Source organism: Bacillus sp. MAG717A, from assembly GCF_036884855.1.
GTDB lineage: Bacteria > Bacillota > Bacilli > Bacillales > Bacillaceae > Bacillus > Bacillus safensis.
Genome location: NZ_CP145733.1, coordinates 2408729 through 2431663, shown reverse-complemented (window position 1 = coordinate 2431663; position 22935 = coordinate 2408729). Strand labels below are relative to the sequence as shown.

Annotated in this window: 24 protein-coding genes and 1 riboswitch; of the genes, 7 read left to right on the top strand and 17 right to left on the bottom strand. The window is 41.5% G+C overall.

Annotation, left to right across the window (positions count from 1 at the left end):
• Nucleotides 1-258: 258 nt before the first annotated feature.
• Nucleotides 259-1062, top strand: coding sequence for a PAS domain-containing protein (locus V6Z54_RS12530; RefSeq protein WP_269103153.1), 804 nt, complete (start codon nucleotides 259-261; stop codon nucleotides 1060-1062).
• A gap of 84 nt (nucleotides 1063-1146) precedes the next feature.
• Entirely contained in the window at nucleotides 1147-1845 is a 699-nt protein-coding gene (locus V6Z54_RS12525) for a hypothetical protein (protein ID WP_338527376.1), read from the top strand.
• A gap of 65 nt (nucleotides 1846-1910) precedes the next feature.
• On the opposite strand, the gene V6Z54_RS12520 is transcribed toward V6Z54_RS12525, so the two are convergent.
• The 7 genes from V6Z54_RS12520 to V6Z54_RS12490 form a co-directional block, all read right to left on the bottom strand.
• Nucleotides 1911-3221 (bottom strand): ABC transporter permease, encoded by a 1311-nt coding sequence (locus tag V6Z54_RS12520; protein ID WP_041086748.1) that lies wholly within the window; start codon nucleotides 3219-3221, stop codon nucleotides 1911-1913.
• Entirely contained in the window at nucleotides 3211-3909 is a 699-nt protein-coding gene (locus V6Z54_RS12515; RefSeq protein WP_041086750.1) for an ABC transporter ATP-binding protein, read from the bottom strand. Before V6Z54_RS12515 ends, V6Z54_RS12520 begins: the two co-directional genes overlap by 11 nt.
• Nucleotides 3910-3930: 21 nt before the next feature.
• Nucleotides 3931-4917 carry an ABC transporter permease subunit gene (locus V6Z54_RS12510; RefSeq protein WP_041086752.1) on the bottom strand — a complete coding sequence of 329 codons (987 nt, stop codon included), beginning with the start codon at nucleotides 4915-4917 and terminating at the stop codon, nucleotides 3931-3933.
• Nucleotides 4911-5789, bottom strand: coding sequence for an ABC transporter ATP-binding protein (locus V6Z54_RS12505; protein ID WP_041086754.1), 879 nt, complete (start codon nucleotides 5787-5789; stop codon nucleotides 4911-4913). Before V6Z54_RS12505 ends, V6Z54_RS12510 begins: the two co-directional genes overlap by 7 nt.
• Nucleotides 5782-6174: a GntR family transcriptional regulator gene (locus V6Z54_RS12500; RefSeq protein WP_019743690.1), complete on the bottom strand. Its 393-nt coding sequence runs from the start codon at nucleotides 6172-6174 to the stop codon at nucleotides 5782-5784. Before V6Z54_RS12500 ends, V6Z54_RS12505 begins: the two co-directional genes overlap by 8 nt.
• A 17-nt stretch (nucleotides 6175-6191) precedes the next feature.
• Nucleotides 6192-6371, bottom strand: coding sequence for a hypothetical protein (locus tag V6Z54_RS12495; protein WP_039180825.1), 180 nt, complete (start codon nucleotides 6369-6371; stop codon nucleotides 6192-6194).
• A 140-nt stretch (nucleotides 6372-6511) separates the two neighbouring features.
• Nucleotides 6512-6787: a YtzC family protein gene (locus V6Z54_RS12490; protein WP_039180834.1), complete on the bottom strand. Its 276-nt coding sequence runs from the start codon at nucleotides 6785-6787 to the stop codon at nucleotides 6512-6514.
• 152 nt (nucleotides 6788-6939) lie between these two features.
• On the opposite strand from V6Z54_RS12490, the gene V6Z54_RS12485 reads away from it, so the two are divergent.
• Both V6Z54_RS12485 and V6Z54_RS12480 read left to right on the top strand, forming a co-directional pair.
• The gene (locus V6Z54_RS12485) at nucleotides 6940-7905 is read left to right on the top strand and encodes a TIGR01212 family radical SAM protein (protein ID WP_338527375.1); all 966 of its coding nucleotides are present in this window, start codon (nucleotides 6940-6942) and stop codon (nucleotides 7903-7905) included.
• A complete protein-coding gene (locus tag V6Z54_RS12480) occupies nucleotides 7902-8474 on the top strand; it encodes a class I SAM-dependent methyltransferase (protein WP_041086761.1) in 573 nt (190 codons plus the stop codon). The genes V6Z54_RS12485 and V6Z54_RS12480 overlap by 4 nt, the downstream gene beginning before the upstream one ends.
• Before the next feature lie 117 nt (nucleotides 8475-8591).
• Here V6Z54_RS12480 and V6Z54_RS12475 read toward each other — a convergent pair whose 3' ends face one another.
• Nucleotides 8592-9671 (bottom strand): tetraprenyl-beta-curcumene synthase family protein, encoded by a 1080-nt coding sequence (locus V6Z54_RS12475; protein ID WP_039180839.1) that lies wholly within the window; start codon nucleotides 9669-9671, stop codon nucleotides 8592-8594.
• A gap of 30 nt (nucleotides 9672-9701) precedes the next feature.
• Entirely contained in the window at nucleotides 9702-10481 is a 780-nt protein-coding gene (locus tag V6Z54_RS12470; RefSeq protein ID WP_260774640.1) for an alpha/beta hydrolase, read from the bottom strand.
• Between the two features lie 45 nt (nucleotides 10482-10526).
• On the opposite strand from V6Z54_RS12470, the gene V6Z54_RS12465 reads away from it, so the two are divergent.
• The gene (locus V6Z54_RS12465; protein ID WP_041086765.1) at nucleotides 10527-11042 is read left to right on the top strand and encodes a gamma carbonic anhydrase family protein; all 516 of its coding nucleotides are present in this window, start codon (nucleotides 10527-10529) and stop codon (nucleotides 11040-11042) included.
• 142 nt (nucleotides 11043-11184) lie between these two features.
• Here V6Z54_RS12465 and asnB read toward each other — a convergent pair whose 3' ends face one another.
• Both asnB and metK read right to left on the bottom strand, forming a co-directional pair.
• Nucleotides 11185-13083 (bottom strand): asparagine synthase (glutamine-hydrolyzing), encoded by a 1899-nt coding sequence (asnB, locus tag V6Z54_RS12460; RefSeq protein WP_073978707.1) that lies wholly within the window; start codon nucleotides 13081-13083, stop codon nucleotides 11185-11187.
• A 148-nt stretch (nucleotides 13084-13231) separates the two neighbouring features.
• Complete coding sequence (gene metK, locus V6Z54_RS12455; protein ID WP_039180847.1) at nucleotides 13232-14434, bottom strand: methionine adenosyltransferase; 1203 nt, start codon at nucleotides 14432-14434, stop codon at nucleotides 13232-13234.
• A gap of 195 nt (nucleotides 14435-14629) precedes the next feature.
• Nucleotides 14630-14764: riboswitch (SAM riboswitch) on the bottom strand.
• 226 nt (nucleotides 14765-14990) lie between these two features.
• Between metK and pckA the strand changes: the two genes are divergently transcribed.
• Nucleotides 14991-16577 carry a phosphoenolpyruvate carboxykinase (ATP) gene (gene pckA, locus V6Z54_RS12450; protein WP_260774641.1) on the top strand — a complete coding sequence of 529 codons (1587 nt, stop codon included), beginning with the start codon at nucleotides 14991-14993 and terminating at the stop codon, nucleotides 16575-16577.
• A gap of 41 nt (nucleotides 16578-16618) precedes the next feature.
• On the opposite strand, the gene V6Z54_RS12445 is transcribed toward pckA, so the two are convergent.
• The 6 genes from V6Z54_RS12445 to V6Z54_RS12420 are packed head-to-tail and all read right to left on the bottom strand — an operon-like array spanning nucleotide 16619 to nucleotide 21755.
• Complete coding sequence (locus V6Z54_RS12445) at nucleotides 16619-16861, bottom strand: DUF2584 domain-containing protein (protein WP_025092385.1); 243 nt, start codon at nucleotides 16859-16861, stop codon at nucleotides 16619-16621.
• A gap of 39 nt (nucleotides 16862-16900) precedes the next feature.
• Entirely contained in the window at nucleotides 16901-17695 is a 795-nt protein-coding gene (locus V6Z54_RS12440) for a prolyl oligopeptidase family serine peptidase (protein ID WP_041086772.1), read from the bottom strand.
• Between the two features lie 26 nt (nucleotides 17696-17721).
• A complete protein-coding gene (gene crtI / locus V6Z54_RS12435; protein WP_269103147.1) occupies nucleotides 17722-19203 on the bottom strand; it encodes a phytoene desaturase family protein in 1482 nt (493 codons plus the stop codon).
• The gene (locus tag V6Z54_RS12430; RefSeq protein ID WP_041086776.1) at nucleotides 19200-20327 is read right to left on the bottom strand and encodes a glycosyltransferase; all 1128 of its coding nucleotides are present in this window, start codon (nucleotides 20325-20327) and stop codon (nucleotides 19200-19202) included. The genes crtI and V6Z54_RS12430 overlap by 4 nt, the downstream gene beginning before the upstream one ends.
• Entirely contained in the window at nucleotides 20312-21058 is a 747-nt protein-coding gene (locus V6Z54_RS12425) for a lysophospholipid acyltransferase family protein (RefSeq protein ID WP_073978704.1), read from the bottom strand. Before V6Z54_RS12425 ends, V6Z54_RS12430 begins: the two co-directional genes overlap by 16 nt.
• Nucleotides 21027-21755, bottom strand: coding sequence for a carotenoid biosynthesis protein (locus V6Z54_RS12420; RefSeq protein WP_041086780.1), 729 nt, complete (start codon nucleotides 21753-21755; stop codon nucleotides 21027-21029). The genes V6Z54_RS12425 and V6Z54_RS12420 overlap by 32 nt, the downstream gene beginning before the upstream one ends.
• Before the next feature lie 174 nt (nucleotides 21756-21929).
• Here V6Z54_RS12420 and V6Z54_RS12415 point away from each other — a divergent pair, with 174 nt between their 5' ends.
• Nucleotides 21930-22931 carry an ABC transporter substrate-binding protein gene (locus V6Z54_RS12415; RefSeq protein WP_338527374.1) on the top strand — a complete coding sequence of 334 codons (1002 nt, stop codon included), beginning with the start codon at nucleotides 21930-21932 and terminating at the stop codon, nucleotides 22929-22931.
• The last annotated feature ends 4 nt before the right edge of the window (nucleotides 22932-22935 follow it).

Sequence of the window (22935 nt, the reverse complement as noted above, 5' to 3'; positions counted from 1 at the left end):
GATGCATTGGAATCATTTTTACCTAATCCATATTAACTATTTTTGTCATTTTATGAATGTTGAGTAATTGATTCCTTCTTTTTCTAATGAAAAGTCTCCTTACTTACTCTATTCTAATGGAGGACAAACTATGATGACAAATTTAACAAAGCGTTTGCAATCGTTGAAACAGAACATATGTTATGTTACGTTTATAAGGATTCATTTGGTTGAAAAGACAACCATTTGATATGTCTTATAGCAGCAAAGGAGGGTAATATGGTCAGCTCGAACATTTTCGGCTTGCAAAAACAGCTTGAACTCATCAAAAAAGCGCTGGATCATGCGCGCATCGGTGTTGTCATTACAGACCCTTCCTTAGAGGATAACCCTATCGTTTATGTGAATCATGGCTTTACACAAATGACTGGATACAAACCAGATGAGATTCTTGGGCGTAATTGTCGATTCCTTCAAGGAAAAGACACGGATCAAAAGCAGCTTGCTTTAATTCGTCATGGAATTCAAAACAAAACACCTATTACCACACAGCTAAAAAATTATAAAAAAGACGGTACTTTTTTTTGGAATGAACTCAATATAGATCCTCTATACATTGAACAAGATGACAAAACATTTTTCATTGGTTTTCAAAAGGATATTACGAAACAGAAAGAATATGAACAGCTCCTAGAAGATTCCTTACAGGAAGTCACCTCTCTTTCGACGCCAATCGTCCCAATCAAAAATGGTGTATCTGCTCTTCCGCTTATCGGGAAATTATCTGAAGAACGCTTTGATGCCATTGTCGCTAAGTTAACCTGTATATTAGATGATTCAAAGGATGATTATTTAATTGTCGACCTTTCTGGTTTAATCGAGGTCGATGATTCCGTCGTAGCACGTATTTTCAAACTGCATCATCTTCTCAATCTAACGGGAACCGAACTGATCATCACTGGGATCAAACCGCAGCTTGCGCTGAAAATGAAAGACCTCGATACAGATTTCCAGAATACGATCACTTATTTGACAGTAAAAGAAGCCATAAAAGGATTACCATTAGCTGAAAACCCTGTGTAAACAGGGTTTTTTTAGTTGAACCGCTCCCCAAAATGGAAAAATGAGGTATGATAGGTGTAAATAGCAATAGGGGGGCTGTTAGATATGTTGTTACTCATCATAGGTCTTTTATGTGTCTGTTTTGCCATCGGATATGCCGTCAATTTCTTTTTACTCAAACACCAGAACGAGCTGATTTTTTCAAAGAAACTTTTTTATCCTTTTTTGATCATTGGTCTCTTCTTTTCCATTATGTCATTACCGCTTGTTGCTGCAAATTCACCAAAAGCACAAGCCGATCCATCTTCCGAACAGCTTTTAAAGGATCAAAAGGAGCTCTCAGCTGACATTTCGAGCTTAAAAGCTGATAAAGAGTCGCTTACCTCCTCTTTAGAAGACGCGGAGAAGGAAAAAGAAAAGCTGGAAAAAAAGCTAGAAACGATCACCTCAGAAAAAGAAACGGTCAAACAGCAAGAAAAGACCATTCAGTCGCTTGAAAAGAAAATAGACAAGCTTACCTCCAGCAATGAAACACTCAAACAAGAAAACAAGAATAGCAGCAGCGATACGAAGTCTTCCACCGTCCAGCGCTCTGCTCCTAAAGATGAAGGAAAAAACACAGGCGGTCATGAATCACAAAAGGAAACAAAAAAAGAATCAGCTGCCTGTAACATTAAAGGAAGTGTCAACGGTATTTATCACACACCAAGCAGCAGATACTACTCTAGAACAAAGAATGTAACCAAAATGTTCTGCTCCGTAGAAGAAGCTGAGCGTGCCGGATACAGGGCACCTAAGCAATAGCGATGTTTAATTAAGATTAAAAAGAACCTCCTGAGCGCCCAATCGGGTTTCCAGGAGGTTCTTTTTTAAATTTCTCTTCTTAAAGCTGATAATACATTCGTTTTTGTTGCCTTACGTGCCGGGTTCAGCCCTGAGATGATCGCTACCCCTGCGCTGATCACTGTTGCTGTAATCACAAGGCTAAGCGGAATATAGGAAAAAGTAATCGAGAATTGATCGCTTGATCCTCCCTCAGACATGGACGACAAAATGGCTGGGATGATTAAATTAACGGCGAAACTAATGATATATGAGATGATAATACCGATGATTGATCCGATGACTCCAATATAAGCACTTTCCATTAGGAACATTCGCTTGATAATGGATGGATTCGCGCCAATGGCTTTCATAATCCCAATCTCTTGTGTTCGCTCTGTTACCGCCATGGTCATCGTATTGAAAATACCGATGGCAGAAATAATGACTGCAATACATCCGACAAAAATAAGTCCAATTTTGAAGACTGTAAAGAACATAGCCATTCCTTCTAGCTGATTCGTCACAGAGATGACTTGGTAGCCCTCATCTGTTAGTTTATCCGTGAGTGCACCGACATTGTCGAATTTATCTGCATAAACAGAGGTCATTTTCTCGACATTTCCTGCTTCAGGAGACAGGTCGAGTATTTGGCCAAATTCTTTTTCATAAGCATTCGGAATCAGAATTTTATGATCCTCCTGCCACTCCAAATTCGGCTTTTTCAAAACACCTACTACACGGAAATCAAATGTTTTTTCTTTAACGACTTCACCTTCTTCATTTAGTTTTGGCACTTTGATTTGAATCACTTTATTTAAAATATCTTTCTTGTAGCCTTTAGGCTCCTTCGGTGTTTCTTCCCCATTTGACGTCTGATTTAATTCTTTTTCATAGGCTTCTCGTTCTTTTTTTGTCCACAGCTGTTCCGCCATATGATATCCGACCACAATTTCGTTCGCTGATGTTGGCACTTTTCCACGGTCTAGTTCAAGCCCTGCTTCTTTTTCTTCTTTCATATCGGTTAAAGCAGCATGTGTTTCACTTGAACGGTCATCGAGCTCGACGTTAACCAATGGAATGATCGATGTTCTTGAGACGACAGATTTCACATGATCATATTTCTTTAAATCATCAATCTTGACGTCTCCTTTTTCTTTTCCTAACACTTTAATTTCTGTGATGATTTGCTGCTTCATAATTTCATCTTGAGCTGATTTTTGCAAACCAAAACCGACAGAAGCTAAAACGATTAAGAAAGAGCATGCCATTGTCGTTGCAAGAATGGTCATAAACACACGCAATCTATTTTTCTTCATATTTCTTCTGATGAATTTGACCTGATCTCTAAATTTCAATGGACTGTTCCCCTTTCTTTAATACACCATCGTGAAGCTGGAACGTTGTGTCTGCGATTGAAGCGACTTCATCGTCATGTGTAATGATGACAAATGTAATTCCTTTTTCACGATTGAGCTGCTGGATAAAGGCTAGAATTTCTCCTTCAGTTTCTGAATCCAGACTCCCTGTTGGTTCATCCGCTAAAATAATAGATGGATTTAAAATCAAGGCTCTTGCAATACTCACACGCTGCTGCTGTCCGCCTGACAGCTCATTTGGGTAATGTCCTGCGTGATGTTCAAGACCTACTCGTTTCAGCATTTCTTTTACTTTCGCTTTTCGTTCAGACGGCTTCACACCTTTTAAAGTGAGCGGAAGTTCAACGTTCTCATACGTTGTTAAGCTCCCGATCAACTGAAAGCTTTGAAAGATAAAGCCAAAGTGATCTAAGCGAAAGTCTGCCCATTCTTTTTCATTAAAGCCAGTCACATTGGTGCCATCAATGGTAATTTGTCCACTCGTTGGCGTAATATAGCCTGATATTAAGTTCAACAAAGTCGATTTCCCTGAACCACTTCGTCCAACAATACAAGCAATATCACCTCTTTTGATGGACAGGTCAATCCCTTTTAGTACAGGAATTTCATTTTCCCTACCTTTTTTACCAATTTTAAATACATGATCTAATGCTTGAATCTGAATCATCTCTACTCCCCTGCTCTCTGTTTATCTTTTTCTATAGATTAAGAAATAACTCGTTAATGCGCCCACAGCTCCACCGATGAGCATGCCAGCAATATAACCAAATATGGAATTGTCTGAAGAAAATCCAACCCAGCCAAATCCTAGAACTCCGAAGACAATGACCATAATTTGAATTGGTCGATCGATCTTTTGATAAAGAAAGAAGCGGCCATTTCGTTCAATTGGATGTTTTATAAAGCTAATTAAGCCAATTAGATAGAACAGAACCATCATGACAATAGGTATAATGATTTTTTCGCCTGAGAACCAAAGAGGATAATCAGATCGGAAAGGTTCATCTATAATATAGTTGATTGGAGACATAGGCGATATCAAATAAGCGAAGCTCTTATCTAACCAACTTCCACTTGTCTTTATAATAAAATCTAAATGAACAAGCGGTAATCCGATCACTAAAAAGGGTAAAATAGCTGTGCTGAACCCAACGATTGCTTGCGCAATGGAACTTCCGGTTAAAGTACCCGCTGCAAAAAATAAACTATAAAACATCAAGGAGGACACAAGCGAAATGACATAACCGCTATGAAATCCAGGTGTCTCTAGTGGGTTAAGTCCTAAAATAAGTAAATAAGTAAGAACATAAGAAACGGCATGAACGACTGCAATGATTCCAGCACCTAAGAAAAACTTTGTGTGATAAATTGCACTTCTGCTAAACGGTAAAGATAAGGTAAAGTCCATATGCCCTTTATTTCTCTCAAATCCCAGCTGAATGACAGCAAAGAAGAGCCCCATTAACCAAGAAAGGGAGAGAAAAGCATCTGTATTAAAGTAATAAGAAAAACGCGGTGAATCGACAATACACTCTGTATCATTTAGACATGTTTGAAAAGACGAATATTCCATTAAGAATGCGAAGGGCGTCGCAAGCGCAGCAACAAGCATCACTAAAATGAATGTCAGCTCAGATTGCTTCCACTCCTTATATAATAATTGTCGCTTTACCATCTGCGTTTCCCTCCAAACTTCGCAATGAATACTTCTTCTAAATTCACAGGTAGTTCATGCCATACTTTTGGCTTTAGTGACTTCAAGTACTCTTTAGCCTCCACGTCGGTTTTAAGAACAAGCGCTGTATAGAAAACGCCCGCTTGATCCAAAATCGCAACGCCATTTTTACGAATACTTAAGTTCATATCTTCTTCAAAGGCCATTTGGATTTTGACATAGTCATCCTTTAATTCATCTAAATCCATGACACTTGTGAGTTCATTTCCTTCTAAAAATCCGATTCGATTACACATACGCTCAATGTCTTCTAAACGGTGAGATGTAATGAGAATCGATGTTTCACGTTCTGCCACTTCGTCGATCATGAGCTGAAGCACATCATTTCTTGTAACAGCGTCGATTCCATCAGTCGGCTCATCCAATAAAATGACCGCTGGTTTGATCGCAAAGCTTAAAATGAGCGACAGCTGTTTCTTTAATCCTGTTGACAATTCACGATATTTTACTTTTTCCGGGATCTCATACCGGTTCACAAGCTCATTGGCATAAGTTACATCAAATCTCGGATAAATATGCTTTAACAGCTGGACAAGCTGTCCGTAATTGTATCTGTCAAAGAATGGATTCACGACTGGCATAAACACAATATTTTGCTTCACTAGAGGGTGGTCTTTCACCAGCACGTCTTTAAAATAAATCTCTCCTTCATCCGGAAGAAGAATTTGCTGTATCAATCGGAGAAGCGTTGTTTTTCCAGAGCCATTCCGCCCTAACAGACCGAAGATCTCACCTTTTCCTATTTTGAAGGAAACGTCACTGAGGACTTGGCGTCCATTTAAAGTTTTTGATACATTTCTGACCTCAATCAACTTGTTTTCCTCCTTTAAGACTTGAGCCGATCTCTTCTAGCCATTCCTTCAGTTGATGAATATCAATACCGGCATAATGAGCTTCTATGATGAGTTGTCTTAACTGTTCTTTCATCTCGAGCACCTTCCCTTCATTCAGCTTTAACTGAGCACCTTCTGTTACATACGTACCACGGCCTCTTAGCGTTTCAATAATCCCTTCCCGTTCAAGTTCTTTATACGCTTTGCTCACGGTGTTTGGGTTGGCAATAATAATGGTGGCGAGCTCTCTGACAGAGGGCAGTTTGTCACCTGGCTTCATCACGCCTTTTAAACATAAAATTTTGAGCTGCTCAATGATTTGTTCATATATTGGCGCAGCGCTTCTTGGATCTATTTGGATCATGATGGCTCCCTCTTTCCTCATTCATGCTTTTGCAGTCCTATCGCTTGTTCATGTCCTTGCATTAAAGGAACCGAATTGGGTATCAAATCTTTTTGAACTTCAAAACCAATGAAAACGAGAACGAAAAAAAATGTACATGCTAACGCAACAGCCAGCACCATCCACTTCAAATTGATTGGCTTTTTTTCTTTTTTCATGGTTGAACACCTTTCTTCACTTTTTAAGTGTCTATAGTGTATTAGTTGATGTAGTACACTTAATACAATATAGACACTCAATCTAAAAGTCAATAGCCTTTCAAAAATAAAAAACAGACCCTTTAAGAAGGATCTGTTCATTAAACGTTATCGTAAGAAATTCCTAATATCATTTGGTTTTGCAAGCTCTGAATTTGAACACGCGCCCTGTCTAACCGTTCTCTTTGCTGGTCATTGGCGACATCTTTTAATTTTTCTAATTCGTTGACCGTATTCTCAAGCATAAGCTGTGCTTTAGAAAACTCTTCCTCATTATAATGTTCCTGTCGTGAGCTCAAATCAAATTGCTCACTTGCAAACTCAAGGGTTTCAGTACTTTTTTGAATAAATTCATCGATCGACTGCCTTGTTGCCATCTTACATTCCCTCCATTTCATCATCGCTCCCGCCTATTTTGCCCATATAAAGCTTTTTCACTAAAGAAAATGTTGGACAGATTCAATTGTCCTCCTTCGTGATTTTTGTTAAACTTTAAGGATGCCTATTATTATGCAAGGAGGTTACTGACTTGGATCAGCATAACCCTTTTTTATATTCAAACAGCGAAAAACGTTATCACACATGGAACTACCATTTGCGTGAACACTTTGGTCATAAAGTATTTAAAGTAGCCTTAGACGGCGGTTTTGACTGCCCAAACCGTGATGGTACCGTAGCCCACGGCGGCTGTACATTTTGCAGTGCCGCTGGTTCTGGTGATTTTGCAGGAAACCGGGCTGATGATCTCATCACTCAATTTAATGAAATCAAAGACCGGATGCATACAAAATGGAAAGACGGAAAATACATGGCGTATTTTCAGGCGTATACAAACACACACGCGCCGCTTCCTGTCCTAAAAGAAAAATATGAAACCGTCATGAACCTAGATGGTGTCGTAGGTCTATCCATTGCAACAAGACCTGACTGTCTACCGGATGACGTAGTGGAATATTTAGCCGAATTAAACGAACGCACTTACCTATGGGTAGAGCTCGGTCTTCAAACGGTACATGAACGAACAGCTATGCTCATTAACCGTGCTCATGATTATGAATGCTACGTTGAAGGTGTAGAAAAGCTGAGAAAACACGGAATTCGTGTCTGCTCGCATATTATCAACGGATTGCCTCTTGAGAACCGGAACATGATGATGGAAACAGCAAAAGCTGTTGCGGATTTAGATGTGCAAGGAATAAAAATTCATTTACTTCACCTTTTAAAAGGGACCCCAATGGTCAAGCAATATGAAAAAGGAAAGCTTGAGTTTTTAAGCCAGGAGGAATATGTTCAGCTTGTTTGTGATCAGCTGGAGATTCTTCCGCCAGAAATGATTATTCATCGTATTACAGGAGACGGCCCAATTGAATTAATGGTTGGTCCAATGTGGAGTGTAAACAAGTGGGAAGTACTAAATGCCATTAATGCAGAGCTCGAAAGACGTAACAGCTACCAAGGGAAACGTTTCGTCAGATTGGAAGAAGCATCCAAATGATTTTGAAACGCATGCTTCCTTTTAGTAAAGAGCTGTTAGAACGCGCGTGTCAAAAAGGCGACATCGTCATAGATGCAACAATGGGAAACGGCCACGATACACTCTATTTAGCTGACCTTGTAGGAACTGATGGACAAGTGTTTGCATTCGACGTGCAAGAGGAAGCCTTGCAGCAGACAAGCAAAAGGCTTGGCGATCAATATCCTTACGTTCACCTGATCCATGATGGACATGAAAAACTGGCGGATCATCTGCCGAAGGATGTTTATGGACATATATCTGGTGCAGTGTTTAACCTTGGGTATCTGCCTGGAGGCGATAAAGCCGTTACCACTCAGGCGCATACAACCATTGAAGCGATTAAACAGCTCCTCGAATGGCTCAAACCCGGAGGACTGATCGTCCTTGTGATCTACCACGGACATCCCGAAGGTAAAAGAGAAAAAGAAGTGCTTCTCGACTATTGCAGATCACTGTCTCATGAAGAAGTACAAGTTTTATCATATCAATACATGAATATTCAAAACGACCCGCCTTTTGTGGTCGCCATTGAAAAAAAGCTAAAATGATGTGCATTTTAGCTTTTTTCTTCTTTTCAGCATGATAGAAAATCTTTGCAGACCTGACACCGAACGCGATGGTTTGTCTACATGCTAAAGCTCAAATCCTAATGGATTTGAGCTTTTTTATGAGGATTTCATCCAAGGCATTTTCTGATAGGTCCGATAGGCTCTTCCGTTAATATAGAAAAAGAATGATGTTTTCCCGCTTGATTTGATCAGCCTTTTTGCCAGCTTGTTCATCTCTTTTTGGGCTGTCACTTTTTCATCGGACAAATAGACCGCGAGTAACCCTCTGTTAATCAATTTGTGAAAGTTCTCATGCGGAATGCCTTTCAGCTGCTCATCCGCTTTTTCGATAAAATGCTGAAGTCTATCCATCATCTCATGATGAGAATCATAGTATGAGCAAAAGTTCAAATCTCCCCCAAGCCGGTCCTCTTCTTGGTCAATTAAATAATCGAGTAAAATATGCAGACCTTGAATATAAGGGAAATAGCTTTCGTAAATTTGCTTCGCCTGCTTTTCTGTAAAATCAGGCTGCAGCGCATACGCCACAAGACAGAATATCCCTAACGTCGATCCCGCACAAGCTGAAAACTCATACCATTCCATCTTCGGCAAATCCTTTTCATATTGGCGGAACCACGACTCTAGCCTTGGCACACGCTCATGAGGAACAACGTGCTTATGTACTTGCAGATCACTGTAGTAATCACACAGCGTATGTAAATATGGCTGAATGATTGGATAATGCTCAACGCGCGTAAGCACGTCTTGACATGTGCGGACAAGCGCATGTAAGTATCCATGATCCTCTTGATCCTCACGGAATTGATAGTATGGCTTGAGCTCAGCATGAATATCAAGCGCATCTCTCATCGCTTGATGCAGCATATGAAAATCCTTTGGATCAAGCGACGTGCTGCGGTCACATAGGTTATCTAAGTAATCACTGATGGTTTGATATGCCACGATGAATTCAATACACGTTTCTTTCTCTTCACCTGCTAGAAGAGATAAAATACCTCCGCCTTCACAGTGAAACGTTTTACTGGATATGCTCGCTAGTGCCTGCGTTCTCAGTTCTTCATTTTCAATCATTTCTGCATGAGCCCGCCACTTTTTCAGCTCCTGATGAACAAGCGGAAAAATATCTTTATACACCTTTGTCATCAGTGCAAAAGGACGCTCTGGTACTGACAAATCACTCCACCCCCAACTTAAAGCTCACAATCAAATATATTGATCGGTAAAGGCTCTTGCCGCCTTAAACACATCTTCTCTTTCCGGTTCATTAAAAATTTCGTGATACAGCTCTTCCCATTCACGGTATGATTTATTGGTTGATTCTATGCCATTGAACCATTTGATTACCCTCGTTTTATCGACGATCTTATCATCACCAGCCTGCATTAAAAGGAGCGGGATTGATTTAAAGACATTTGTCGGCTGCATCGCCGCATCAATATTTTTGATCAGCTCTCGATACCAGCGAACCGATACCTTTGTCACGTAAAGAGAATCATTTGAGTCTGCCTCAATCACTGCCTGATTTCGTGTGGCTAATTCAATCGTCAGACCTGACTCCACTTTAAAAGACGGTGCCAGCACATTTAGACCTTTTGACGCAAAATCCATCAGCTTCTTCGGTTTAAATTGCAGGCCTAAACAAGGTGATGATAAAATAAGGCCATTCAACTTCGTATGGGTATACTGCTTCATCCACTCAATTGAAATGAGTCCACCCATACTGTGTCCAAGTAAAAATGTAGGAAGTCTGAATGATTTCGCATGTTCGATCCATTCATCGACTGTATCAATGTATTCTTGAAACGAACGAATGTGGCCACGCGCACGTGTCGAAGTGCCTTGCCCAGGTAAGTCACCCATGACGACGTGATAACCTGCATTTCGCCACATTTCAATCAGCCATTTATATCGGCCGTGATATTCACTCGCACCATGTACAATCACAATTGTACCAACTGGTCTTTCAGCATGCCAAGTCCACAAAGTAAACACCTCACAAATGTTGTATTAAGAAAGGAAGTCGAAAAAGTGATTTATCCATATCATCAGTTTACACCTGAGATTCATGAATCGGTCTTTGTCGCAGATAACGCCACCATTACCGGTGATGTCACAATTGGAGAATATTCGAGCGTGTGGTTCCAAACTGTCATCAGAGGCGATGTGGCACCTGTGAGAATTGGAAAGAACGTCAACATTCAAGATTTATCGTGCCTGCATCAAAGTCCTGGAAAAACACTTCTTATTGAAGATGGTGCTACCATTGGACACCAAGTCACATTACATAGCTCAATCATTCGAAAAAATGCCCTCATTGGCATGGGGTCCATCATTCTCGATGGTGCGGAGATCGGCGAAGGCGCCTTTATCGGTGCAGGAAGTCTTGTCCCTCAAGGAAAGGTCATCCCAAAAGGATCACTCGCTTTTGGCCGTCCAGCCAAAGTCGTTCGGCTGTTAACAGATGAAGATATTCTAGACATGGACCGAATCCGCAGAGAATATGTAGAAAAAGGACAATACTATCGTTCCCTTTTATCTCGTTAACATCATACGTGTATCTTCACTTTATCATGTTTTTTTCAGGATATTAAGCAATAACTATGAACCGCTTGTTATTTTACCCTTTTCCGCCACTTTCTATCATGACAAAAAAGGTTTTCAGCACAAAGCTGAAAACCTTTTTTCATTAACTGAAGATGACTTCTTTTGGTTGATGATTCAATTGCTCTGGATCAATACTGCGCTCCACATAAATGCTGTGCCAAATCATAAAGATCAGAACGGTCCAAATCTTACGGCTATGATCTGCTTTACCAGCACAATGTTCATTTAATAAATCAAGCACATACGCTTTGTTAATATATTCGTCCGTTTGACTGTTTTTAATGATGTCTTTCGCCCAAGCGTTCATCTCATTTTTCAGCCAATGACGAATTGGAACAGGGAAGCCCAGCTTCTTGCGGTTTAACACGTGGTCAGGCACAATGCCTTCTGCTGCTTTACGCAATAAATATTTCGTTGTGCCATCTTTTGTTTTCAGCTCTTCTGGAATTTTAGAAGCCGCTTCAAATACGACCTTATCAAGGAATGGAACACGAAGCTCAAGAGAATTCGCCATTGTCATCTTATCTGCTTTCAATAAGATGTCACCGCGCATCCACGTATGAATATCAACATATTGCATTTTGTTAATATCACTGTAGCCTGCACTTTCCTCAAAGTATGTCTTCGTCACATCACGATACGTAATGTTCGGATCATACTGCTTTAAGAGGTTTTTCTTTACTGGCTCTTCAAAGATTTTCGCATTACCGATATAACGCTCCTCTAATGGTGTACAGCCGCGGACGATAAAGCTTTTTCCTTTCATTCCTTCTGGCATTAAGCGCGCCAGACGAAGAAGAAGCTTTTTCAGCATAGATGGAACAGATTCAAATGGTTTAAGAGAAAGCGGCTCACGGTAAATATTATATCCACCGAACAGCTCGTCTGCTCCCTCACCAGAAAGAACAACCGTCACTTGTTTCTTCGCTTCCTTTGCCACGAAGTACAATGGAATCGCCGCTGGATCAGCTAAAGGATCATCTAAATGCCAAACAATTTTCGGAAGCTCATTCATATATTCCTCAGGAGAAATCACAGCACTGAAATTTTGTAAGCCCAGCTTATCAGCCGTTTCCTTCGCCACATCAACTTCACTAAAGCCATCCTGCTGGAAGCCAACAGAAAACGTCTTCAGCTCAGGATGAAATTCCTTTGCGACAGATACGATGAAAGAAGAATCGATACCACCTGATAGGAATGAACCAACAGGTACATCACTTCTCATATGAATTTTCACAGAATCATAGATTGCATCGCGGACTTCTTCAATCAGCTTTTGTTCTTGTGTTTGCTCAGGCTTGAATTGAACTTTCCAGTAAGTCTTAAATTCAATCTCCTGCCCTGGGCGTAAAGTAAACTGATGACCTGGCTCTACTTTGTGCACCTTTTGATCAAGTGTATTTGGCTCAGGTACGAACTGGAATGACATGTATTGCTGTAAGGATGTCTCATCAAATAAAATGTTCTCGTTCACTGCCATCAAGCTTTTGCGTTCAGACGCGAAGTACACTTGCTCATCCATTTGTGTAAAATAAAGCGGTTTGATGCCAAAAGGATCTCTTGCGCCATATAATAATTGCGCTTCTTTATCCCAAATTAAAAATGCAAACATGCCGCGAAGCTTTGAAGCCGCTTCTTCTTTATAATGACGGTATGTGGCAAGAAGTACTTCCGTATCTGAATCTGTGCTGAATGTATAGCCTTTTTTCAAAAGCTCTTCCTTCAGCTCCACATAGTTATAAATTTCTCCGTTGAAAATAATCCAGTACTTTTCATCTTCATAAGAAAGCGGCTGCTTTCCATGCTCAACATCTATAATACTTAAACGTCTAAATCCAAATCCTACATGCTCATCATGAAAGTAACCCTCATCATCCGGACCGCGATGAACGATGAGACGATTCATTTGTTTAATTAGCTCTTCCTGTTCAGTAGTTTCGGACAATGGACGGTGATTAAATACACCAACAAACCCACACATATTATTGCCTCCACGTTATGTTATTTCTTAAAAGTAGACCTATAATTAGACAGTATTTTGTCCGATTTTGTTTCACATTTTTTCGCTTTTTGTAGATTTTTTTTTAATCAAAAGGAAAACCGCTTAAAATAAGCGGTTTTCTATGTTGTTATTGTCCCAATGCTTCTTTGCGAAGTGTTTCGGCTTTATCCGTTTTTTCCCACGGAAGATCTAAGTCGTGACGGCCGAAATGTCCGTATGCAGCTGTTTGTTTGTAGATCGGACGGCGCAGGTCAAGCATTTTAATAATGCCAGCTGGACGAAGATCAAAGTTTGCACGAACCACTTCAATTAATTTTTCTTCAGAAGCTTTTCCTGTTCCGAATGTATCAATTGAAATCGATACAGGCTGTGCAACACCAATTGCATAAGCAAGCTGTACTTCACAAGAATCTGCAAGGCCGGCAGCTACGATGTTTTTCGCTACGTAACGAGCAGCGTATGCCGCAGAGCGGTCAACCTTCGTTGCATCCTTACCTGAGAAAGCACCACCGCCATGACGAGCGTATCCGCCATACGTATCAACGATGATTTTACGTCCAGTTAAACCAGCATCCCCTTGAGGTCCACCGATCACGAAACGGCCAGTTGGGTTAATAAAGTATTTTGTCTGTTCATCAATCAGTTCACTTGGAACGACAGGGCTGATGACATGCTCTTTTAAGTCACTTTGAATTTGTTCAAGCGTCACTTCTGGTGCATGCTGCGTAGAAATAACCACTGTGTCAATACGAACTGGTTTGTTTTGCTCATCATATTCAACTGTCACTTGTGTTTTTCCGTCTGGACGAAGGTAGGCAAGTGTTTCATTCTTACGTACTTCTGTTAAACGGCGAGATAATTTATGCGCTAGTGAAATCGGCAGCGGCATGAGCTCTTCGGTTTCGTTGTTGGCAAAACCAAACATCAATCCTTGGTCACCTGCACCAATCGCATCAATTTCTTCTTCAGTCATTGTTCCTTCACGTGCTTCAAGCGCTTTGTCTACACCTTGCGCAATATCAGCAGACTGTTCATCAATTGATGTAAGGACCGCACATGTTTCCGCATCAAAACCATATTTCGCACGTGTGTAGCCAATTTCCTTAATTGTGTCACGCACCGTCTTTGGAATATCGACATAAGTAGACGTTGTAATTTCACCGCTTACTAATACGAGACCGGTTGTAACAGAAGTTTCACAGGCAACACGTGCATTTGGATCTTTCTTTAAAATTTCATCCAAAATGCTGTCTGAAATTTGATCACAGATTTTATCCGGATGTCCTTCTGTCACTGATTCTGAAGTAAATAAACGACGATTTTGACTCATAATGGCTATTTCCTCCTGTACAAGACCACATCATCCCAAGATGAGGCCTCCAATATGATACGGAACTCGTTCCCTCTTATATTTAAAAACGTTTATATTAGAGATGTTATTGGCAATTTGTTCATATGATATCCCAAAAATAAAAAAACCATTTCCTTCATTGCGAGGAAAGGGTCTGAGATCGCATGCCTTTCACTCTTATCGCTCAAGGTGTTCTTGTACCTTGCATCAGGTTAGCACCTTGGTTTCTCAGCATGTTCATGCCTTTTTCATAAGAAACCGGTTGCTGGGCTTCATCGGGCCTGTCCCTCCACCAACTCGGGATAAGAGTATCCGTTCAATAAGATATCTTATCTTAAACCCTTGCGTCATGTCAATGCTTCATAAGAATTATCTCCCTCTTTTTTCTCCTCACCATTAGCATCACCAAAAAGCATATTTTCATAGCAGAAATGAAAAAACACACACAAAAATCTTTAAATAGTATAGACTATTATTATTAATGTGTTATACTAATCGAAACAAACAAATTCAACGGTAAAGGAAGGGTTTTTTTATGAACTCAGTGGATTTAAAAGAAGATTTGCAGTCATTGCTCTCATTAGAAAATACGCACCAAAATTTATCTGTTCCGAAACTTGTTGAAAAGATTTTGGCACGTAATGAAGGCGTTTTAACATCAACAGGGGCTGTCCGTGCGACAACTGGAGCCTACACAGGACGTTCGCCTAAAGATAAATTTATCGTCAAAGAAGAAAGCTCTGAACATAAAATCGATTGGGGTCAAGTAAACCAGCCGATCTCCAAAGAAGCATTTGACCGTTTATATACAAAGGTTGTGTCATACTTAAAAGAGCGTGATGAACTATTCGTCTTTGAAGGGTTTGCAGGCGCTGATGAAAGATATCGTATGCCGATTACAGTTATAAACGAATTCGCATGGCACAATCTTTTTGCCAAGCAGCTATTCATCAGACCTGACGGGTCAACACCTTCTTCAAACGAAAAACCTTTCACCATCTTATCTGCACCGCACTTCAAAGCAGATCCTGCAACAGATGGCACAAACTCTGAAACGTTTATCATCGTTTCTTTTGAAAAACGCACGATTCTTATCGGTGGAACAGAATATGCAGGAGAAATGAAAAAGTCCATTTTCTCTGTGATGAACTATCTGCTTCCTGAGCAAGATATTTTATCCATGCACTGCTCAGCAAACGTAGGTCAAGAAGGCGATGTAGCCTTATTCTTCGGACTTTCAGGTACTGGGAAAACGACGCTTTCTGCAAGCGCAAGCCGCAAGCTGATCGGAGACGATGAACACGGCTGGTCTGGCACAGGGGTCTTCAATATCGAGGGCGGATGCTATGCGAAATGTGTGAACTTAAGTGAAGAAAAAGAACCACAGATCTACAAAGCGATCAGCTTCGGATCAGTTCTTGAGAACGTTGTGCTTGATGAAGAAACACGTGAAGCGGATTATGATGATACATTCTTTACTGAAAATACACGCGCTGCTTACCCAATCGAAATGATTGATAACATCGTGAAACCAAGTATCGCAGGACATCCATCTGCCATTGTTTTCTTAACAGCTGATGCGTTTGGCGTCTTACCTCCAATCAGCCGTTTAACAAAAGAACAGGCAATGTACCATTTCTTGAGCGGGTACACAAGTAAACTAGCTGGAACTGAGCGAGGTGTCACTTCACCAGAAACGACATTCTCTACGTGCTTCGGTTCACCATTCCTCCCGCTTCCAGCTCACGTCTATGCTGAAATGCTTGGCAAAAAGATTGATGAGCACGGTGCTAAAGTATTCCTTGTGAATACAGGCTGGACTGGCGGAGGCTATGGTACAGGCAAACGAATGAATCTCGCTCATACAAGAGCAATGGTTCAGGCAGCAATCGAGGGTGACCTTGACAATGCTGAAATGATTACTGATGACATCTTTGGCTTACACATCCCGCTTCATATTCCTGGTGTACCAGATGAAGTGCTTCAACCTGCTAAAACATGGGATGACCAAAAGGCTTATCAAGAAAAAGCACACTTCCTTGCCAATGAATTTAAAAAGAACTTCCAAAAATTCAGCCACGCGGCAAGTGACATTGAAGCCAAAGGCGGACCACTCGTATAACCAAATGAAAAAAGCTGAGGAGATTCAATCCCTCAGCTTTTTTAGTTTGTTGAATGCAATGACACAAGACGGTACGTCACCTTCGTGACATTGTCTGTCAGCTCCAGCTTTTCAACATGTGCTGTCCCTGTTTTTTCTCCGTCTTTCGTTTTGCGCACCTCAAGTGGAATATTTAACGGATAAATGCGGTATCCATCCTTCATGAGTTCAAATACATTTTCTTCAATTCTTGTCTCTTTTCCCTTTGTGACAATCATTGTATTAAATTCAACAGGCATTCCCATAATGAAAATCCCCCTACTTTCTATATTTCGTTATACTGCTTATTTTAACACATTTCCGCTTTTTCGGCTGTGCATCCATGTGGTCAGCCTTCTCACAATTTCTCGATTATGCTGCGGCGGGAAATAGTGGTTGTATCCATGGAAATACCATGTCTCCACGGACTTCCCGTGCTGACGCAGCGCATCTTCTAACAAATATGCATGCTCAATCGATACATTTTGGTCCTCTTCTCCGTGGATGATCAGGACAGGCGCTTCAATTTTGTCCACATCATTTAAAGGGGTTCTGTTCTCATATGCCTCTGGCACCTTATGCGGCGGACCGCCAATCACACGCTTCATCATCCGTCTCATATCCACACGCTCTTCATAAGTCAGTTTCATGTCACTGACGCCTCCCCATGTGACAAAGGAAGCCGCCTCCTGTTTCATTTCTACAGCGGTCCAGATGCCCATAATACCGCCTCGCGAAAAACCAAAGATATGAATGCGATCCTTCTTCACTTTTTTGTGCTGCTTTAACAGCTGAAAGGCAGCGAACGCATCTTTTCGATCTTCTCCGGCAAAATCTTCGTTCCCTTCGCCTCCCTGATTTCCTCGGTAAAAGGGAGCAAAGACGACAAAACCCTGCGCGGCAAATTGCACAATCCGGCCAGGTCTGACCATCCCCACATTTTTAATGCCGCCTCGTAAATACAAAAAGCCGTCGTAGAGACCTTCTTCGGCCGGCTCAGCGAGCAGTCCTTTCATCCGAAGTCCATCTGCCTCATAGGTCACTGTATATAAGTGAATATGCGGATGGGGCGACGGAAACCTTCTTTTTTCCACAATCACTCGATTTCTCTCCTTTTCATCTTTGATTACGTCCATTGCTTCAGCATCGCTTCTGCGACAAGCTGGCCTGATTTTGTCACCATTGGCGTGCCGCCGCCTGGATGACTTGTTCCCCCAACAAACCAAAGTCCTTCAATGTCCTTTGATTGATTATTGATGCGAAAGAACGCCTGTTTGAACGAGTTTGAAGACATGCCATAAATGGCTCCACGATATGCCCCCGTTTTCTGCTGCAGATCGAGCGGGGTTTGAACCGCTTCATATTCGATTAGCTTCTCCAAATCAAAAAGACCTTTTTCCATTAATTTGTTTTTTACATGCTGACGATATGTCTCCTTTAGCATGTCCCAATCTTGCTCTTTTGTCACATAAGGTGCATTGGCCAGTACAAACAGGTTGCTTCTTCCCGCTCCTCCGCTTAAAGCTGGTTCTGAATGACCTGAATAACATATGTAAAGCGTCGGATCTTGAGGCAGTTGTTTTTTCTGAAAAATATCTTTGAATTCTTGCTCATAATCCTCAGGGAAAAACACATTGTGATGAGCCAGCTGCTCATAGACTTTAGGTACACCTAATAAGAGAACAAAGCCCGACAACGACGGTTCAATACTAGCCAGTTTTTGATTTAAAAAACGAGGACGGTCTTTTTCATCTATAAGATGACGGTATACAGTCAGCGCATCTGCTCCTGCAATGACTTGATCTGCTTCATACATCTGCTGATCCGTCTCCACTCCTTTGATCCGCCGCCCCTTCACATGAATCTTGTTCACTTGTTCATTGAGGTGAATCTGAACGCCTAATTCTTTTGCCAGTGTCTCAAATGCCTCAACTAAACGATACGTACCGCCTTGTATTCCATAAATCCCTTTCTCCCCTTCTAAATACGCCATCATATTAAAAATAGCCGGCGCTTCGTAGGGAGAAGAGCCGATATAAGTGGCATACCGTCCAAACATGGCCAATGTATGGGGATGACGGAAATATTGACGTAGCAGGCGCTGAACGGATGTGAATGGTTTGACAGCAAGAAGTGCTTTCATCAGCTTTAAATCCGCCTTATCCTTCCAGCTCAATAACAAACGATTTAAAAACTGCTCCTCTGCCTTTTGAAAAAGCGTCTTTGATTCCTGTAAAAATGCACGGTATTGCTTCGCATCTTCAGGACTGAATGCAGCAATTTGTGACTCCATATGCTCAATATTCGGCGTAAACTCGACCGTATGGCCATCTGAAAAAATATTTTTGGTCAGTGGAGAAATCGGATAAAAGGTCACATAATCCTCCATCCGTCTATGACAGGCTGTAAACACTTCTTCAAAATATGCCTTCATTGTAATGGTACTCGGTCCTAAATCAAAAGAGTAGCCCGCTCCATGATGGCGCTGCAATTTCCCGCCTAAAGCCGCTTCTTTTTCTAAAATGGTGACCTGAACCCCGCGTGACTGTAGACGGATCGCGGCTGATAATCCGCCAAGTCCGCCGCCGATGATGATCACTTTTTTCATTCGTACCTTCTCCCTTTCCATTCATACCCTTCTTTTTTCAGACCGATTTTCATAGAAGCAAAACCGATGGCGATCAAGCTTAAAATACTGACCGGCAATAAAAAAGCCATCGCAGATGTCCGACCATTTTCAGTATCAATTGCCGCTTTAATCGACACACCCAGCCCATAGCAAAGAATCGCTAAGCATATGCTCAAAACATCCAGCTGAAACAATGCGATCATGAAACAAATGACAGGAACCAAATAAAGGAGGGAGTATAAACAAAAGACACTGCTTAACAAAGCAATGCTTCGATTCACACCTGGGAATAAATTTTTCCGGTAACCTTCCCAAACCTCTAGTCCACTCTCATACATTCTCATATACACAAATGGATGAATGCTTGCAAGTGTGAACGGAAAGCCTTTTTCCTTCACCCGTCTAGCCAAGGCCATATCATCAACTAGTGAATCCTTGATCGCTGCATGCCCGCCAATGTCGTGATAACAATTCTTTTCAATGGCAATAAAACCGCCATGTGCTGCGGCAAAAGCGGGGTTCTTAGATTTTCTTACCCATTTCACTGGCAGATGACAGCCAATGGTAAACATCATCATAGGAACCACAAGATGCTCAAAAAATGTACCTGTTTTCTGTTCTGGAAAACCTGACAGCATCCCCGTTTTTTGCATGCATAACTGCTTGTACACTGATTCAACTGCCCCTTTTTTTAACCGGACATCCGCATCTAAAAATAGCAGCCAGTCAGAAGCAGCAGCTTCCGCGAGCTGAGAACAGGCATATGATTTACCAAGCCAGCCGCGCTTTAAGGGTTGACCTGACTGGACACGGATCCACGGGTATCTTTCTGCAAAGCGTTCCACCATCGCTCTTGTCTGATCTGTCGAGTGATCATCAAGGACGATGAGCTCTTTCGGGTGAAGTTGTTGATCAACGATCGACTGAAGACAGGCTTCGATCCGTTTTTCCTCATTTCTTGCTGGAATCAGAATTGATAATGAAATCGGTTCACCCGGCGGAAAGGATGCTGGCTTTAAAATAGGAAGCTGCCTCATATTCCATATGGTGAAAATAAACTGACAGAGCAAGAGTTCACTGATCACGGTTAAGAAGACCGCCATGTTTTCACCCACTTTTTAAAGGAATCAAACGCATCACTTGTTGACTGACTTGTCCTTGTCATCTGTCTAAATTCTTGATTAGTTGAAAAATCAGGATCTGCGATGACCTGTGCTTGATGTGCGTTTAACTGCGTTTCAAGCAGATCTCTGAGCAGATGCGTCACGTCCTTGCTTCGAAGTGCCCCGCCAGATACTAAGGTATCTTCACCAAACAAAGCAGATACTGTCGGCTTTTGAAATTGATTAAATGTATAATGCAAGGTCACAGGCTTCACCACGACTTGCTCAAATTGTCTCACTAAAAATGAAGCCCCGCCCTCTAATTCAAGCGGTCGCATGTCCTGATGCATGATTTTCCCCTGTGGAAAAAGCCATACAGCCCCGCCAGCCTGCATGTTTTCTTTAGCCGTCATTAATGCTTGCTTCACACTTTTCAAATTCTCTTTCTGAACCGGAAAGGCACCAAGCTTACGGAAAAAGGCATATTGCTTCAGCTGCTTCTCTTCCATCATCATATAGTGATCGAGTTCGGACGCTTTTTCTGTTAAAAGAAAGAGGATGAGTCCATCCCACCATGAGCTATGATTGGCGATATAAAGAACAGGCAACTTCTCGTTTGGGTCCACAGCGCCTTTCATCATCACGCAGCGGAAATGTTTATGAAGTAAATACCGCTCAAGATAAAGAGAAAATATACGTCTAAACGATCGGCTTTTGTCGCTTTCTTTCAAATTGAACCCTTCCTTCACACAGAATAACAATGATCAGTGCTAAATAAAAAATGACCTCGAGCCCGCCCTTTAATGCCAGCACACCAAAAAAGAACACCATTGCCTGATAAATACGGCTCGTCCAGCTCAAAGCCTTCTGATCAATCTGAACAAGCGGGAAGAGAAAGGAAAGTCCTGCTCCAATCATACCCCAGCTCACAAAATTCTCAAAAGGAATACCATAAAAACCACCGCCGTCATACCACACCCAAAATTTCCGTTCAGCTGCTACTGGGTCTAATATGAGGTCAAGCAAGACAATCCATATTCCCGTTTCGACCGCTCGTTTCCACTTCGACTGCTGACTGGATAAAAAAAGACTGTTTAAAAATACTCCAACCCATGCAAAAGCAATGGTTAAAGGCACCCCTGCCACTAGAAAACCTAACGTTGGATAATAGTCATAAGCTCCGAAAGGAAACCCGGTTGTGATCCCAATCCATTCAACCGTAAATGTCAGCACGCCGACAATGGCTGCCCGTTTGATCACCATTCCCCATGATCCATAAATATTTCGCCCAATCTCTATCACACAGCAGGCATACAGCACAAGGAAAATGCCATTTGCAAACTGAAGCCATGCTGGCACCTCAAAAAAGACCATTAATATGAGCCCTATTAAATACCACCCAAGAAATACCCAACTCACTCTATACACGAAACCGCCCCTTTATTTCTTCCAAATTCAAGAAAGTATTCATGCTTCTAGTATAGAAAAAAAGACACGTTCTATAAATAAACAATGCGCTTCTTATTTTCATCTAGGCACTCACCAAAAATCCCTTTTGACATACTTTAATTAGTGATCTAGAACAAAGGAGGCGAATTACTCTTGAATCGTTCCATCAAAGTCAGACTGGCATTCATCGTCGTTGTCCTGCTCTTTATTCCATTTGTCGCCTGTAAAAAAGAACAAGAGCAGACCGTACAAGTAGCCGAGGTGACCCATTCGGTTTTTTATGCTCCGCTATATGTTGCCTTATCTGAGGACTTCTTCAAAGAAGAAGGGCTAAAGGTTGAATTAAAAACGACTTGGGGCGGCGATAAAACGATGACAGCTCTTTTATCCGGTGGTGCAGATATCGCCCTGACCGGATCTGAATCCTCTATCTATGTAGAGGCTCAAGACACAAAGGACTCTGTCATCAACTTTGCACAGCTGACACAAACAGACGGTACATTTCTTGTTTCAAGGGAGAAGGTGAGCGAATTCTCTTGGGATCAATTAAAAGGAAAAGACTTTCTTGGACAGCGGAAAGGCGGCATGCCGCAAATGGTCGGTGAATATGTCCTGAAAAAGGAAGGAATTGATGTAAAAAAGGATCTCCGTATGATTCAAAATATTGATTTTGCCAACATTTCTGGTGCTTTCTCCTCTGGAACTGGCGATTTTGTGCAGTTATTCGAACCAACAGCATCCTTAATTGAAAAAGAAGGCAAAGGGTACATCACCGCCTCCTTTGGAGAGGCTTCCGGAAAGGTGCCTTATACCACCTTCATGGCAAAGAAAAGTTACTTAGAGGAAAACAAAGAGACAGCAGAAGCCTTCACTCGTGCCATTTACAAAGCGCAGAAATGGGTGGAAGCCAAGCAGCCAGAGGAGATTGCCAAAACCATTCAATCTCATTTTCCTGACACAGAACTTGATGTCTTATCAACAGCCATTAAACGATACAAACAGCAGGACTCCTATGCAACAGATCCACTTCTGAATGAAGAGGAATGGAACAAATTGCAGGAAATCATGAAGGAGAGCGATGAATTGCCGAAATTTATCCCGTACAAACAACTTGTCGATTCATCCATTGCAAAGAAGGTCACAGAACATAAATAGAATA

Bases quoted from the DNA above. Each gene is read 5' to 3' on its own strand.
- V6Z54_RS12480 (WP_041086761.1), top strand. From the start codon at position 7,902: ATGATTTTGAAACGCATGCTTCCTTTTAGTAAAGAGCTGTTAGAACGC.
- V6Z54_RS12525 (WP_338527376.1), top strand. From the start codon at position 1,147: ATGTTGTTACTCATCATAGGTCTTTTATGTGTCTGTTTTGCCATCGGA.
- pckA (WP_260774641.1), top strand. From the start codon at position 14,991: ATGAACTCAGTGGATTTAAAAGAAGATTTGCAGTCATTGCTCTCATTA.
- V6Z54_RS12495 (WP_039180825.1), bottom strand. From the start codon at position 6,371: ATGAAAAAAGAAAAAAAGCCAATCAATTTGAAGTGGATGGTGCTGGCT.
- crtI (WP_269103147.1), bottom strand. From the start codon at position 19,203: ATGAAAAAAGTGATCATCATCGGCGGCGGACTTGGCGGATTATCAGCC.
- asnB (WP_073978707.1), bottom strand. From the start codon at position 13,083: ATGTGTGGGTTTGTTGGTGTATTTAATCACCGTCCATTGTCCGAAACT.
- V6Z54_RS12510 (WP_041086752.1), bottom strand. From the start codon at position 4,917: ATGGTAAAGCGACAATTATTATATAAGGAGTGGAAGCAATCTGAGCTG.
- V6Z54_RS12530 (WP_269103153.1), top strand. From the start codon at position 259: ATGGTCAGCTCGAACATTTTCGGCTTGCAAAAACAGCTTGAACTCATC.
- metK (WP_039180847.1), bottom strand. From the start codon at position 14,434: ATGAGTCAAAATCGTCGTTTATTTACTTCAGAATCAGTGACAGAAGGA.
- V6Z54_RS12490 (WP_039180834.1), bottom strand. From the start codon at position 6,787: ATGGCAACAAGGCAGTCGATCGATGAATTTATTCAAAAAAGTACTGAA.
- V6Z54_RS12445 (WP_025092385.1), bottom strand. From the start codon at position 16,861: ATGGGAATGCCTGTTGAATTTAATACAATGATTGTCACAAAGGGAAAA.
- V6Z54_RS12500 (WP_019743690.1), bottom strand. From the start codon at position 6,174: ATGATCCAAATAGATCCAAGAAGCGCTGCGCCAATATATGAACAAATC.
- V6Z54_RS12430 (WP_041086776.1), bottom strand. From the start codon at position 20,327: ATGGCGGTCTTCTTAACCGTGATCAGTGAACTCTTGCTCTGTCAGTTT.
- V6Z54_RS12515 (WP_041086750.1), bottom strand. From the start codon at position 3,909: ATGATTCAGATTCAAGCATTAGATCATGTATTTAAAATTGGTAAAAAA.